The following is a 15,082-nucleotide window of genomic DNA, read 5'->3' as shown; positions in this document are numbered from 1 at the left end:
AGTTGCTATGGATGAAGGATTAAGATTTGCCATCAGAGAAGGTGGAAGAACTGTAGGTTCAGGAGTTGTTACTAAAGTTTTAGGATAATTCCTACTTTAACATAAAAAATGTTTAATATAATATAATGATATTAAGTAATATTGGAAAAGGACTGGGTTTCATTACCTAGTCCTTTAGAAAGCTAATATTATTGACATAATAAAGCCTTTATGTTAGAGTGTTTAAGTAATTAATGAATATGAATAGCACAATAGCATACAGACTTAATATATTAATTAATAACTGGAGGTGCAGACTGTGAGAGTTAAAATAACATTAGCATGCACAGAGTGTAAGCAAAGAAACTACAACACAATGAAAAACAAGAAAAACAATCCAGACAGAATGGAAATGAAGAAGTATTGCAGATTCTGTAAGACACATACTAATCACAAAGAAACAAAATAATTTTAATTAGCTTGTTTAAAAATGACACATATTCACAATAGTTTTAAGGATGTGAAGTGATGGCTGTTAAAGAAAATGTAAATATAAAAAGTAAGGCTTCTGAAAAGAATAATCACTTTAAATTCTTTAAAGAGATGAAAGCAGAAGTTAAGAGGATAACTTGGCCTTCAAAAGATGATACTAAAAAAGCATTAATTGCTGTAGGAGTAGTCGTGCTAATATATTTAATATTAGTTGGCGGGTTAGATTTAATTTTTACAAACCTCTTTAAGTTTATTTTTAATTTGTAATAAAGGAGGTTTAGGTGAGTTTCTCATCTAAGGTAAATATGAGTGAAAGAGCAAGATGGTATGTAGTACATACATACTCAGGTTATGAGAATAAGGTTAAAGCTAATCTTGAAAAAACTGTAGAAAATAGAAACCTTGAATCTTTACTTTTAGATATACAAGTTCCAATGGAAGAAGTTATCGAAGAAAAAGATGGTAAACAAAAAGTTTCTTTAAAAAAGAAATTTCCAGGGTATGTTCTTGTAAGAATGTTCATGACAGATGAGTCTTGGTACGTTGTTAGAAATACAAGAGGAGTTACAGGATTTGTTGGACCAGGATCTAAACCAGTTCCGCTTACTGATGAAGAAGTTGAATCTATGGGCATTTCAGAAAGTGCTATAGAAATTGATTTAGAAGTAGGGGAGAGTGTTGAAGTTATCTCTGGACCTTTAAAAGGATTCGTGGCTATTATCCAGGAAATCAATCTAGAAAAGCACAAGATGAAAGCTTTAATCGACATGTTCGGCAGAGAAACTTTAGCCGAATTAGATTTTAACCAAGTAGAAAAATTAGTTTAATAAAAACTAATGTTTAATTAAGTGGGAGGGCAAAAAGTCCGTATTACCACATTATAGGGAGGAATAGTAAATGGCTAAGAAAGTAACAGGAATGATAAAATTACAACTTCCTGCAGGAAAGGCAACACCAGCACCACCAGTTGGGCCAGCATTAGGACAACACGGTGTTAACATTATGGGATTCTGTAAGGAATTCAACGCAAAAACTGCTAACCAAGCTGGATTAATAATACCAGTAGTAATTACAGTATATCAAGATAGATCATTCAGCTTTATATTAAAAACTCCACCAGCTGCAGTTTTAATTAAAAAAGAATTAGGATTAGAAAGCGGTTCAGGAGTACCAAACAGAACTAAAGTTGGTAGCTTAACAAAAGAGCAAGTTAGAAAAATTGCTGAATTAAAAATGCCTGATTTAAATGCTGCATCAATCGAAACTGCTATGAGCATGATCGAAGGAACAGCTAAGAGTATGGGTGTTACTATAACTGAGTAATTCTAAGTTTTTAAATAGTGGGAGGTAAAAACCGCTAAAACCACAAAGGAGGCATAACAATGGGAAAGAAATATGTTGAAAGTTCAAAATTAGTTGACAAAAGCGTTTTATATACACCAGCTGAAGCTTTAGATTTAGCTGTTAAAACTGCTAAAGCAAAATTCGATGAAACAATCGAATTACACGTAAGATTAGGGGTAGACCCAAGACATGCTGATCAACAAGTAAGAGGAGCAGTAGTTCTTCCACACGGAACTGGTAGATCAGTAAAAGTTTTAGTATTCGCTAAAGGTGATAAAGCTAAAGAAGCTCAAGAAGCAGGAGCAGATTTCGTTGGAGCTGATGAATTAGTTCAAAAGATCCAAGGTGAAAACTGGTTTGACTACGATGTAGTTGTTGCAACTCCAGATATGATGGGTGTTGTTGGTAGATTAGGTAGAGTATTAGGACCTAAGGGATTAATGCCAAACCCTAAATCAGGAACAGTTACATTTGATGTAGCTAAAGCTATAGCTGATATCAAAGCTGGTAAGGTTGAATACAGAGTTGATAAAACTGCTATCGTTCACTGCCCAATCGGAAAGAAATCTTTCGGTGCAGAAAAATTACAAGATAACTTCAAGACTTTAATGGATGCTTTAGTAAAAGCTAAACCAGCTGCTGCTAAGGGACAATACATCAAATCTGTATCTGTTTCAAGCACAATGGGTCCTGGAGCTAAAATTAACCCAACAAAAGTTTTAGATTAGTATTGACATAAAAAAAAGTCTATATTATAATAAATTTTGTTGAAAAAAAGAATATAACTTCCGTAGACAGTGGGTGTCGCAAGACGTAATAGTTACCTACCGAGGAGTTCCGATTATATATTGGGTCTTCCTGCGTCTACAAGGAAGACCTTTCTTATTAAGAAAACAGTTTTTAAACTGTGAGGAGGTGGACACACAGTGATAAAGAAGAACAGACAAATTAAAGAAGCTAAAGTTCTTGAAATCAAAGAAAAGTTAGAAAAAGCTCAAGGTGTTGTTTTAGCTGATTACCAAGGTTTATCAGTTGAAGAAGATACAATGCTAAGAAAGAGTTTAAGAGAAGCTGGTGTTGAATACAAAGTTTACAAAAACTCTTTAGTAACAAGAGCTGCTAACGAATTAGGATTAGGTGATGTAGTTCAATACTTAGAAGGGCCAGTTTCAATAGCATTCGGATACGAAGATGCTACTGCTCCAGCAAGAGTATTAAATAACTTCGCTAAAGATCACAAGAAATTAGAATTAAAAGCTGGTATTGTTGACGGTATTGTTTATGACAAGACTGGAGTTGAAAAACTTGCAACTATCCCATCAAAAGAAGTGCTTATTGCAAAACTTCTTGGAAGCTTCAAAGCTCCATTATCAAACTTTGCATATTTAATTAATGCAATTAAAGATAAAAAAGAATCAGAATCAGCTGAATAATAAACTGATATAAGACACATTGTTTTTTAAAATTTTTGGAGGTGCAATTAAAATGACAAGAGAAGATATCATTCAAGCTATAAAAGAAATGACAGTTTTAGAATTAAACGAATTAGTAACTGCTTGCGAAGAGGAATTTGGTGTTAGCGCTGCTGCTCCAGTTGCTGTTGTAGGTGGAGCTGTTGCAGGTGCTGCAGCAGAAGAAAAAACAGAATTCGACGTAGTATTAGCTAACGCTGGTGCTAACAAGATTAAAGTAATCAAAGTTGTTAGAGAATTAACTGGATTAGGATTAAAAGAAGCTAAGGAAATAGTTGATGGAGCTCCTAAGACATTAAAAGAAGCTGTTTCTAAAGAAGAAGCTGAAGACATGAAAGCTAAATTAGCTGAAGTTGGAGCTGAAGTAGAAGTTAAATAATTTCTTTAGAAATTATATATAAAAGGTGCTTTATAGCACCTTTTTTCTTGCCCTTATATGTAAGGGTAGAAAAATGAAAGAAAAAAGAAAAAGTGAATATTGACAAATGATTAAGGTTATGATACTATTATCAAATGTACTATTCAATATGGGATATTATATATTCTTAAGAAAATAGGTATAATTAACTAATGGTTGGTTATACTAGAACGTGATGCTCTCCGAAAGCAAAAGTCCTTAGGGAAATTATGCTTTTGGTTATTTTACTTTTATACAAGGGGTGAAGATTCATGGTACATCCTGTCCAAGTCGGAAAAAGAACAAGAATGAGTTTTGCTAAGGTTAAAGATGTAACCGAAATGCCAAATTTAATTGAAGTACAATTAGATTCGTATGAGTGGTTCCTTAAAGAAGGATTACTTGAAGTATTTGATGATATAAATCCTATATCAAATTTTACTGGAAATCTTGTACTTGAGTTTGTAGACTACAAACTAGATATGGATAATATTAAATACTCAGTGGAAGAGTGTAAAGAGAGAGATTCTACTTATGCGGCACCACTAAAAGTATCAGTTAGACTAACTAACAATGATACTGGAGAAATAAAAGAACAAGAAGTATTTATGGGAGATTTCCCATTAATGACTGAGCAAGGTACTTTCATAATTAATGGGGCTGAGAGAGTTGTTGTAAGCCAGTTAGTTAGATCACCAGGTGTTTATTACAGCAACACAATTGATAAGAGTGGTAAGAAATTATTTGCTTCAACTGTAATACCTAATAGAGGTGCTTGGTTAGAGTACGAAACCGATTCAAATGATGTTATCTATGTAAGAATAGATAAGACAAGAAAGTTACCTATAAGTATTTTAGCAAGAGCTATGGGTTATGGAAGCGACCAAGAGTTACTTGAGTACTTTGGTGAAGAAGAAAGATTTAAGGCTACAATTGAAAAAGATAATACTAAAACTAGAGAAGAAGCATTATTAGAAATATATAAGAGATTAAGACCAGGTGAACCACCAACTGTGGATAGCGCTGTATCTTTAATTGATTCATTATTCTTTGATGCTAAAAGATATGACTTATCTAGAGTAGGTAGATATAAATTTAATAGAAAGTTAGCTATTAATTTAAGATTAATAAATCAAATCGCTGCTGTTGACATTATTAACCCTTCAACTGGAGAAGTAATGGTTGAACAAGGTGAAAAAATTAGCAGAGAAATGGCTGAAGCAATACAATGTGCTGGAATAAATTCCGTAGATGTATTAGTTGAAGATAGAGTAGTTAGAGTAATTGGTAACTACTTTGTAGATATCAATAAGGTTGTACCATTTGATATAAGTGATTTAAATATAAGAGAGGCTGTTCATTATCCAACTCTAATGGAAATATTAGACAATTATGATGATGAAGCTACAATTAAGGAAGAAATAAAGAAAAATATCACTAGATTAATACCAAAACATATAGTTAGAGACGATATTTTCGCAACAATTAGTTACGAAATAGGTTTAGCTTATGGTATAGGTTATACAGATGATATTGATCATTTAGGAAATAGAAGATTAAGATCTGTTGGTGAATTACTTCAAAACCAATTTAGAATTGGTTTATCAAGAATGGAAAGAGTAGTTAAGGAAAGAATGACTATTCAAGACCAAGAAGCTATTACACCACAAATGCTAATCAATATAAGACCAGTTGCAGCTGCTATAAAAGAATTCTTTGGTAGCTCACAATTATCACAATTCATGGATCAAACAAATCCATTATCAGAATTAACTCACAAGAGAAGATTATCAGCTTTAGGACCAGGAGGACTTTCAAGAGAAAGAGCTGGGTTTGAAGTAAGAGACGTTCATCATTCTCATTATGGTAGAATGTGTCCAATAGAAACTCCTGAAGGACCAAATATAGGTCTTATTAACTCATTAGCAACTTATGCTAAGGTTAATGAATATGGATTTATTGAAACTCCATATAGAATTGTAGATAAAGAAACTGGAACGGTTACAGATGAAATAAGATACTTCACAGCTGATGAAGAAGATTTATACTTAATAGCACAAGCTAAGGAACCGATTGGACCTGATAATAAGTTTGTTGAAAGTAGAGTAACTGTAAGACATAAAGATGATACATTAGTAGTTAATGCATCACAAGTAGATTTAATCGACGTATCTCCAAGACAAATAGTTTCTGTTGCAACAGCAATGATTCCATTCTTAGAGAACGATGATGCTTCTAGAGCACTGATGGGAGCCAACATGCAACGTCAAGCGGTTCCATTATTAAAGCCACAAGCACCTATCGTTGGTACAGGAATTGAGTATAGAGCAGCTGCTGATTCAGGAGTTTTACCTAAGGCTAAAAACTCAGGTACAGTTGTTTATGTAAGTGCTGATGAAATCAGAATCAAGAGAGATGCAGACGGTGGAATTGATACTTATAAATTACTTAAATTTAAGAGAAGTAACCCAGGTACTTGTATAAACCAAAGACCTTTAGTTGATAAGGGAGAAATGGTATTTAAGAACCAAGTATTAGCAGATGGTCCAGCTACAGATTTAGGAGAAATAGCATTAGGTAAAAACATCAGAATGGGATTCATAACTTGGGAAGGTTATAACTACGAAGATGCGATGCTAATTTCAGAAGAATTAGTTAGAGAAGACGTATTTACTTCAATCCACATTGAAGAGTATGAATGTGAAGCTAGAGATACTAAGTTAGGACCAGAAGAAATAACAAGAGACATACCAAACGTAAGTGAAGATGCTCTTAAAAACATTGATGATAGAGGTATAATCAGAATTGGTGCTGAAGTTAGATCAGGGGATATCCTAGTTGGTAAAGTAACACCTAAGGGAGAAACTGAATTAACAGCTGAAGAAAGATTATTAAGAGCTATTTTCGGTGAAAAAGCTAGAGAAGTAAGAGATACATCATTAAGAGTACCACATGGTGAAGCTGGTATCATAGTTGATGTTAAGATATTCACTAGAGAAAACGGTGATGAATTAAATCCAGGAGTTAATGAACTTGTTAGATGTTATATCGCTCAAAAGAGAAAAATTTCTGTTGGGGATAAGATGGCTGGACGTCACGGTAATAAAGGGGTTATCTCAAGAGTATTACCAGAAGAAGATATGCCATTCTTACCAGATGGTAGACCATTACAAATTTGTTTAAATCCATTAGGGGTTCCATCACGTATGAATATCGGGCAGGTATTAGAAGTTCACTTAGGATGGGCTTCAAGCAAATTAGGATGGCACATAGCTACTCCTGTATTTGATGGTGCTACAGAAAAAGATATTGAAAAATATTTAGAAGAAGCTGGATATAATGCAAATGGAAAGACTGTACTATACGATGGTAGAACAGGTGAACCATTTGATAATGAAGTAACGGTAGGTATAATGTATATCTTAAAGCTTGCCCATTTAGTTGATGATAAGATCCACGCAAGATCAACAGGACCTTACTCACTTGTTACACAACAACCATTAGGAGGTAAGGCACAATTTGGTGGTCAAAGATTTGGGGAAATGGAAGTTTGGGCTTTAGAAGCATATGGTGCTGCTCATACATTACAAGAAATATTAACTGTTAAATCAGATGATGTTGTAGGAAGAGTTAAGACATATGAAGCTATTGTTAAGGGAGAAAACATCCCTGAACCAGGAGTACCAGAATCATTTAAGGTTCTTATTAAAGAATTACAAGCTTTATGCTTAGATGTTAAAGTATTAAATGATAATAACGAAGAAGTTAAATTAAAAGAATTTAGCGAAGATGATATAGAAGATTTAGAAGTTAACATAGAGGGAACTGAAGATTTAGGAAATACACAATCTGTTGCAGATGATAGTTATATTTCAGCTAATGATAACAATGAAGTAGATGCTGACATAGATGTTGAAGAAGATATAGATTTAGATGCATTTACATTAGATGGGTTCCATGAAGAGTTAGATTTAGACGATTTTGTCAACGATGAACACTAATATTGAAGGGAGGATATACCCTTGTTTGAATTAAACAATTTTGATGCTATACAAATAGGATTAGCTTCTCCAGATCAGATAAGAGAATGGTCAAGAGGTGAAGTTAAAAAACCTGAAACAATTAACTATAGAACACTTAAGCCTGAAAGAGATGGTCTATTCTGTGAAAGAATTTTTGGACCTATGAAAGACTGGGAGTGTCATTGTGGTAAATATAAGAGAGTAAGATACAAAGGTATTGTTTGTGATAGATGTGGTGTTGAAGTTACTAAAGCTAAGGTAAGAAGAGAAAGAATGGGGCACATAGAGCTTGCTGCTCCCGTTTCTCACATTTGGTACTTCAAAGGTATTCCATCTAGAATGGGATTACTTTTAGATATGTCACCAAGAGCACTTGAAAAGATACTTTATTTTGCCTCTTATGTAGTTATTGATCCAAAGGAAACTTCTTTATTAAAGAAACAGCTTTTAAGCGAAAAAGAATATAGAGAAGCAGTAGATAAGTTTGGTGAAGAAAGCTTTGTAGCTGGAATGGGTGCTGAAGCTGTTCAAGAGTTACTAGGTGAAATAGACTTAGAATCTCAATCAAAAGAATTAAAAGAAGAGCTAAAAACTAGCAGCGGACAAAAGAAAATAAGAGTTATCAGAAGATTAGAAGTAGTAGAATCTTTCAGAAAATCAGGAAATGATCCAAGATGGATGGTTATAAACGTAATTCCTGTAATACCACCAGACTTAAGACCAATGGTTCAATTAGATGGTGGAAGATTTGCAACATCTGATTTAAATGACTTATATAGAAGAGTTATCAACAGAAATAACAGATTAAAGAAGCTTTTAGATTTAGGAGCTCCTGATATAATCGTTAGAAATGAAAAGAGAATGCTTCAAGAAGCTGTTGATGCTCTTATAGATAACGGTAGAAGGGGAAGACCAGTAACAGGTCCTGGAAACAGAGCCCTTAAATCATTATCAGATATGCTTAAAGGTAAGCAAGGTAGATTTAGACAAAACTTACTTGGTAAGAGAGTTGACTATTCAGGAAGATCAGTTATCGTTGTTGGACCTGAATTAAAAATGTACCAATGTGGTTTACCAAAAGAAATGGCTTTAGAATTATTCAAGCCTTTCGTAATGAAGAAACTAGTTGAAGATGGAATAGCTCACAATATTAAGAGTGCTAAGAGAATGGTAGAAAGAGTAAACAATCAAGTATGGGATATACTTGAAGAAGTTATTACTGATCATCCAGTATTACTTAACCGTGCTCCTACTCTACACAGACTTGGTATTCAAGCATTCCAACCTGTATTAGTTGAAGGTAGAGCAATCAAGCTTCACCCATTAGTATGTACAGCATACAATGCTGACTTCGATGGTGACCAAATGGCGGTTCACGTTCCATTATCAGTAGAAGCTCAAGCAGAAGCAAGATTCTTAATGCTTGCAGCTGGAAATATCATGAAACCATCTGATGGTAAGCCAGTTTGTGTTCCTACACAAGATATGGTTCTTGGTTCATACTATTTAACAATGGATAAAGAAGGATGTAAAGGTGAAGGAAGTTATTTTGCATCAGTAGACGAAGCTATAATGGCATACAACGTTAAAGCTATAGATATTCACGCATTAATCAATGTAAGAATGTTTAGAGAAGTTAATGGTGAAATGAAACATGGAATCATTAAGACTACTGTAGGTAAGATAATGTTCAATGAATCAATTCCACAAGATTTAGGATATGTTGATAGAGAAAATCCAGAAACTATGTTTAATCTTGAAGTTGATTTCTTAATTACTAAGAAGACATTAGGAAAACTTATTGATAAGTGTTATATTAAGCACGGCCCAACTAATACATCAATAATGTTAGATAACATAAAAGCTTTAGGATACCACTATTCATCAATTGGTGCTATTACAGTAGCAGCATCTGATATGGTCGTTCCAGAAGCTAAGTACACTTTACTAGCTGAAGCAGAAGCAACTGTAGATAAGATAGAAAAGATGTATAAAAGAGGATTCATATCTGATGATGAAAGATATGAGAGAGTTATTGCTACTTGGACTAAGACAACTGAAGATGTAGCCAACGCACTTATGGATAGTATGGATAAGTTTAATCCAATATTCATGATGGCTGATTCAGGAGCCAGAGGTTCTAAGGCACAAATCAAACAATTAGCAGGGATGAGAGGGCTTATGGCTGCTCCATCAGGTAAGATTATCGAGTTACCAATCAAGGCATCATTCAGAGAAGGTCTTGACGTACTTGAATATTTCTTATCAACACACGGTGCGAGAAAGGGTAATGCCGATACAGCACTTAAGACAGCGGATTCAGGTTACTTAACTAGAAGACTTGTTGACGTATCACAAGATGTTATCGTAAGAGAAATAGATTGTGGAACTGAAGAAGGATTATTAGTTTCTGAAATTAAAGAAGGAAACGAAGTAATCGAAGGATTAGCTGAAAGATTATATGGTAGATATACAGCTGAAGATATCTTCCACCCAGAAACAGGTGAATTATTATTACCAAGAGATACATTTATTGAATCTCACATGGCTGATAAGATAGCTGATTCAGGCGTTAAAGAAGTTAGAATAAGATCTGTATTCACATGTAACAGTAAAATAGGTGTTTGTGCTAAATGTTATGGTATGAACTTAGCAACAGCACAAAAAATAAATATTGGTGAAGCTGTTGGTATAATAGCTGCACAATCAATCGGTGAACCTGGTACTCAGCTTACAATGAGAACATTCCATACAGGTGGGGTTGCCGGTGCCGATATCACTCAAGGTCTTCCTAGAGTTGAAGAATTATTTGAAGCTAGAAAACCAAAGGGGCTTGCTATAGTTTCAGAAGTTAGTGGTACTGTAAGAGTTGAAGAAACTAAGAAGAAGAGAACGGTACACGTAATGACAGCTGAAGGCGAAGAACGTAGTTATGAAATTCCATTTGGATCAAGATTAAAAGTAACTAACGATGACATAATAGAAGCTGGGGATGTTATTACTGAAGGTTCAGTAAATCCACATGATATTATGGCTATTAAAGGTGTTGATGGTGCTAGAGAATACTTACTTTCAGAAGTACAAAAAGTTTACAGACTTCAAGGGGTTGATATCAATGATAAGCACTTAGAAGTTGTTGTTAGACAAATGACTAGAAAGGTTAAAGTAAGCGAACCAGGAGATACTGAATTATTACCAGGAACTATGATAGATATGTTCGATTACAATGCTGAAAATGCTAGAGTTAGAGAGTTTGGTGGAGAAGAAGCACAAGGTGAAATCGCATTACTAGGTATCACTAAGGCTGCACTTGCAACTGATAGTTTCTTATCAGCAGCATCATTCCAAGAAACTACTAGAGTTCTTACAGAAGCAGCTATTAAAGGTAAGATAGACCCACTAGTTGGATTGAAAGAAAATGTTATTATAGGTAAGTTAATTCCAGCTGGTACAGGTATGATGAAATATAGATCATTAAATGTAGATGTAAAAGGCGATGAGGAAGAAGTCGAAATTACAAATACTATAGAATAATACAGTGCAATTTTATTGACATGTGTATGCTTAAATGATAAAATACCAATTGTGTGATTTATAAAGCTACACTACAATATGATTGTCTACATGATTCATGGAGGCAAACTTGTTGAAGCATGCCTCCCTGAACTAAGATTAGGAGGGGGATTCATGTTAGACAAGATTGTAGAAAAGAAAGTTATTGGAATAAAACAATGTCTAAAATTTATAAAACTTGGCAAAGGCAAGGTTTTATATGTAGCTAATGATGCAGACGCTAGATTGATATCACCTTTGATAGAGCTAGCGGAAAAAGAAAACATAAAAATTGTAGAAATTTCTACAATGAAGGAACTAGGATTGATGAGCGGTATTGAAGTTAGAAGTGCAGCAACATTAATCATAGAAAAATAAATTTGTGTTTATCTTATTTATATAGATAAATAAATTTCAGGAGGTGAAAAAATGCCAACTATAAGCCAATTAGTTAGAAAAGGAAGAAAATCTGCTGCTAACAAATCAACAGCACCAGCATTAAATGAATGTCCACAAAGAAGAGGAGTTTGTACAGTTGTTAAGACTACTACTCCAAAGAAGCCTAACTCAGCTTTAAGAAAAGTTGCCAGAGTAAGACTTACAAATGGATTCGAAGTTACTGCATATATCGGTGGTGTAGGACACAACTTACAAGAGCACAGCGTTGTTCTTATAAGAGGTGGTAGAGTTAAGGACCTTCCTGGGGTTAGATACCACATCGTAAGAGGGGCACTTGACTGTGCTGGTGTAGCTAACAGAATGCAAGGAAGATCTAAATACGGTGCTAAGAGACCAAAACAAAAATAGTTTCTTAAACTAAGATAGTGCTTATCTTCGGCATTTACATAGATTTAAAGAAATTTAATTAGATTTATATAGATGTAAGAAGCGAAGCACTTTGCGGCAAATGTAAAGTGTTGCCGAGTACCGATGACTTAAAAGTAAAAAGTGATTAAGGAGGGAAGAAAAGTGCCAAGAAAAGGATTTATCGCTAAAAGAGATGTATTACCAGATCCAATGTATAACTCAAAGGTTGTTACTAAGTTAATAAACAATGTTATGGAAGATGGTAAAAAAGGAGTAGCTCAAAAAATATGCTACGATGCGTTTGAAATAATGGCGCAAAAAACAGGCAGAGATGCTTTAGAAGTATTCGAAGAAGCTTTAAACAATGTTATGCCTTTATTAGAAGTAAAAGCTAGAAGAATAGGTGGTGCTAACTACCAAGTTCCAATAGAAGTTAGACCTGAGAGAAGACAAACTTTAGGTTTAAGATGGATACTAGCTGCTGCTAGAAAAAGAGGCGAAAAAGTTATGGCTGAAAGATTAGCTGGAGAATTATTAGATGCAGCTAACAATACTGGAGCTGCTGTTAAGAAGAGAGAAGACACTCACAAAATGGCAGAAGCTAATAAAGCATTCGCTCACTACAGATACTAATAAACTGAAACTGTTTTGGCTTATGCCAAAGCAGTTTTGTCGAATATAAAATTACTCATTGAGAGGAGGATATACAATGGCTAGAAAATATCCATTAGACAAATTCCGTAACTTCGGAATCATGGCTCACATTGATGCTGGTAAAACAACAACAACTGAGCGTATATTATTCTACACTGGTAGAAGCCATAAAATAGGTGAAGTACACGAAGGTGCTGCGACTATGGACTGGATGGTTCAAGAACAAGAAAGAGGTATAACAATTACTTCTGCAGCAACAACTTGTATGTGGAATGGACACGAATTAAACATAATAGATACTCCAGGACACGTAGATTTTACAGTAGAAGTTGAAAGATCTTTAAGAGTTCTTGACGGTGCTGTAACAGTTCTTGATGCTAAGAGTGGGGTTGAACCTCAAACTGAAACTGTTTGGAGACAGGCAGATAAGTACAAAGTACCAAGAATGATTTATGTAAACAAAATGGATGCTACAGGTGCTGACTTCTTCAGATGTGTTAACACTGTAAGAGATAGATTAAAAGCTAATGCAGTTCCAATACAAATACCAGTAGGTGCTGAATCAGAATTCAAAGGTATGATTGACTTAATATCAAACCATGCTATTATTACTTATGATGATTTAGGTAAAGATGTAAGAATTGAAGAAATTCCTGCAGAATTAGCTGATCAAGCAGAAGAATACAGAATGGCTATGATAGAAGCTATCGCTGAAACTGATGAAACATTAATGGAAAAATACCTTGAAGGTGAAGAATTAACAGAAGAAGAATTACATGCTGCTTTAAGAAAAGCTACTATAGCTAATGAAATAGTACCATGTATTTGTGGTTCTTCATACAAGAACAAAGGTGTTCAAGAAATGATTAACGGTGTTGTTGCTTACTTACCATCACCATTAGATATTCCAGCTGTAACTGGAACAAACTTAGATGGAGAAGAAGATTCAAGACCAGCTTCAGACGATGCACCAATGTCTGCTTTAGCATTCAAGATTGCTACTGACCCATTCGTTGGTAAATTAGCATTTACAAGAATCTATTCAGGTGTAATGAACAGTGGTTCTTACGTTCTTAACTCAACAAAAGGTAAGAAAGAAAGAATCGGAAGACTTGTTAAGATGCATTCAAACACTAGAGAAGAAGTTGAAGCATTAGAAGCAGGTGAATTAGGAGCAATCATCGGATTAAAGAACACTACTACTGGTGACACTTTATGTGATGAAAATGCACCAATCATATTAGAATCAATGGAATTCCCAGAACCAGTTATCGAAGTTGCTATCGAGCCTAAAACTAAGGCTGGTCAAGAAAAGATGGGATTAGCTTTAGCTAAACTTGCTGAAGAAGATCCAACTTTCAAGACTTGGACAGATCAAGAAACTGGTCAAACAATCATCGCTGGTATGGGTGAGTTACACTTAGATATCATCGTTGATAGATTACAAAGAGAATTCAAAGTTGAATGTAATGTAGGTGCTCCTCAAGTTGCTTACAAAGAAACTATCAGATCAGCTGTTAAAGCTGAAGCTAAATATGCTAAGCAATCAGGTGGTAAAGGTCAATACGGTCACGCTGTTATTGAAATGGAACCAACTGAAGGTGAATACGTATTTGAAAATGCTATCGTTGGTGGAGCTATTCCAAAAGAATACATTCCTGCTATCGATGCTGGTATCCAAGAAGCAGCTAAGAATGGTATAATCGCTGGATACGAAGTTATTAACTTCAGAGTTAAATTAGTTCACGGTTCATACCACGAAGTCGATTCATCAGAAATGGCATTCAAAATTGCTGGATCTATGGCATTCAAAAATGCTATGCAAAAAGCAAGCCCAGTATTACTTGAACCAATGATGAAGGTTGAAGTAACTGTACCAGAAGAGTACATGGGAGATGTTATCGGTGATATCAACTCAAGAAGAGGTAGAATGGAAGGAATGGAAGCAGTTAATGGAGCTCAAGTTATAAGAGCATTCGTACCATTATCTGAAATGTTTGGATATGCTACTACTTTAAGATCAAGATCTCAAGGTAGAGGAGTTTATTCAATGGTATTTGATCACTATGAAGAAGTTCCAAAGAACATTCAAGAACAAATAGCTGGTAATAGAGCTAAATAATTAACTAATTAAGTAATAACTATTTGTAATATTGATTATAATAATAGTCAATATTACAAATATTAAAAAATATAAATAATGAATTAGAAAACATATTAATTATAATAATAATTAGTATGAATCATATAATTTTATTTCCAAAAAGGAGGAATTTGCAAATGGCAAAGCAAAAATTCGAAAGAAGTAAACCACACGTAAATATCGGAACAATTGGTCACGTTGACCACGGTAAGACTACATT

13 protein-coding genes, 1 pseudogene and 1 other annotated feature are annotated in these 15,082 nt (G+C 34.3%); all 14 genes and pseudogenes read left to right on the top strand.

Annotated elements, in window-relative coordinates:
- A pseudogene (locus tag BHW04_RS00840) lies at positions 1-88 on the top strand (elongation factor Tu); the annotation flags it as partial.
- 210 nt (positions 89-298) lie between these two features.
- Positions 299-448 (top strand): 50S ribosomal protein L33, encoded by a 150-nt coding sequence (gene rpmG, locus BHW04_RS00835; RefSeq protein WP_186835300.1) that lies wholly within the window; start codon positions 299-301, stop codon positions 446-448.
- Between the two features lie 59 nt (positions 449-507).
- Positions 508-738 carry a preprotein translocase subunit SecE gene (secE, locus tag BHW04_RS00830; protein WP_022212138.1) on the top strand — a complete coding sequence of 77 codons (231 nt, stop codon included), beginning with the start codon at positions 508-510 and terminating at the stop codon, positions 736-738.
- A gap of 38 nt (positions 739-776) precedes the next feature.
- On the top strand, positions 777-1,298 hold the full coding sequence (nusG, locus tag BHW04_RS00825; protein WP_186835320.1) for a transcription termination/antitermination protein NusG: 522 nt from the start codon (positions 777-779) through the stop codon (positions 1,296-1,298).
- Positions 1,299-1,368: 70 nt separating this feature from the next.
- Positions 1,369-1,794 (top strand): 50S ribosomal protein L11, encoded by a 426-nt coding sequence (gene rplK / locus BHW04_RS00820; protein WP_022212140.1) that lies wholly within the window; start codon positions 1,369-1,371, stop codon positions 1,792-1,794.
- Positions 1,795-1,853: 59 nt separating this feature from the next.
- Positions 1,854-2,543, top strand: a complete 690-nt coding sequence (gene rplA / locus BHW04_RS00815; RefSeq protein ID WP_022212141.1) for a 50S ribosomal protein L1 — start codon at positions 1,854-1,856, stop codon at positions 2,541-2,543.
- Between the two features lie 42 nt (positions 2,544-2,585).
- Positions 2,586-2,708, top strand: a sequence feature (ribosomal protein L10 leader region).
- A gap of 36 nt (positions 2,709-2,744) precedes the next feature.
- Positions 2,745-3,248 (top strand): 50S ribosomal protein L10, encoded by a 504-nt coding sequence (gene rplJ, locus BHW04_RS00810; RefSeq protein WP_186835321.1) that lies wholly within the window; start codon positions 2,745-2,747, stop codon positions 3,246-3,248.
- A gap of 52 nt (positions 3,249-3,300) precedes the next feature.
- Entirely contained in the window at positions 3,301-3,666 is a 366-nt protein-coding gene (gene rplL, locus BHW04_RS00805; protein ID WP_022212143.1) for a 50S ribosomal protein L7/L12, read from the top strand.
- Positions 3,667-3,956: 290 nt separating this feature from the next.
- On the top strand, positions 3,957-7,685 hold the full coding sequence (rpoB, locus tag BHW04_RS00800; protein ID WP_186835301.1) for a DNA-directed RNA polymerase subunit beta: 3,729 nt from the start codon (positions 3,957-3,959) through the stop codon (positions 7,683-7,685).
- A gap of 21 nt (positions 7,686-7,706) precedes the next feature.
- Positions 7,707-11,240 carry a DNA-directed RNA polymerase subunit beta' gene (gene rpoC / locus BHW04_RS00795; protein ID WP_022212145.1) on the top strand — a complete coding sequence of 1,178 codons (3,534 nt, stop codon included), beginning with the start codon at positions 7,707-7,709 and terminating at the stop codon, positions 11,238-11,240.
- 153 nt (positions 11,241-11,393) lie between these two features.
- Entirely contained in the window at positions 11,394-11,636 is a 243-nt protein-coding gene (locus tag BHW04_RS00790; protein WP_302623254.1) for a ribosomal L7Ae/L30e/S12e/Gadd45 family protein, read from the top strand.
- 51 nt (positions 11,637-11,687) lie between these two features.
- Complete coding sequence (gene rpsL / locus BHW04_RS00785) at positions 11,688-12,065, top strand: 30S ribosomal protein S12 (protein WP_022212147.1); 378 nt, start codon at positions 11,688-11,690, stop codon at positions 12,063-12,065.
- A 162-nt stretch (positions 12,066-12,227) separates the two neighbouring features.
- Positions 12,228-12,698, top strand: a complete 471-nt coding sequence (rpsG, locus tag BHW04_RS00780; protein ID WP_022212148.1) for a 30S ribosomal protein S7 — start codon at positions 12,228-12,230, stop codon at positions 12,696-12,698.
- A 76-nt stretch (positions 12,699-12,774) separates the two neighbouring features.
- On the top strand, positions 12,775-14,841 hold the full coding sequence (gene fusA, locus BHW04_RS00775; RefSeq protein ID WP_022212149.1) for an elongation factor G: 2,067 nt from the start codon (positions 12,775-12,777) through the stop codon (positions 14,839-14,841).
- Positions 14,842-15,082 lie beyond the last annotated feature (241 nt).

The organism is Clostridium sp. 29_15 (assembly GCF_001916075.1).
Taxonomy (GTDB): domain Bacteria; phylum Bacillota; class Clostridia; order Clostridiales; family Clostridiaceae; genus Clostridium; species Clostridium lentum.
Note: the sequence above shows the minus strand (reverse complement) of the source record. Positions and strands in the feature narration are given on the sequence as shown.

Coding starts and splice junctions, on each gene's coding strand:
- rplA (WP_022212141.1), top strand. CDS start 1,854: ATGGGAAAGAAATATGTTGAAAGTTCAAAATTAGTTGACAAAAGCGTT.
- rpoB (WP_186835301.1), top strand. CDS start 3,957: ATGGTACATCCTGTCCAAGTCGGAAAAAGAACAAGAATGAGTTTTGCT.
- rplK (WP_022212140.1), top strand. CDS start 1,369: ATGGCTAAGAAAGTAACAGGAATGATAAAATTACAACTTCCTGCAGGA.
- rpsL (WP_022212147.1), top strand. CDS start 11,688: ATGCCAACTATAAGCCAATTAGTTAGAAAAGGAAGAAAATCTGCTGCT.
- rplL (WP_022212143.1), top strand. CDS start 3,301: ATGACAAGAGAAGATATCATTCAAGCTATAAAAGAAATGACAGTTTTA.
- nusG (WP_186835320.1), top strand. CDS start 777: ATGAGTGAAAGAGCAAGATGGTATGTAGTACATACATACTCAGGTTAT.
- fusA (WP_022212149.1), top strand. CDS start 12,775: ATGGCTAGAAAATATCCATTAGACAAATTCCGTAACTTCGGAATCATG.
- BHW04_RS00790 (WP_302623254.1), top strand. CDS start 11,394: ATGTTAGACAAGATTGTAGAAAAGAAAGTTATTGGAATAAAACAATGT.
- secE (WP_022212138.1), top strand. CDS start 508: ATGGCTGTTAAAGAAAATGTAAATATAAAAAGTAAGGCTTCTGAAAAG.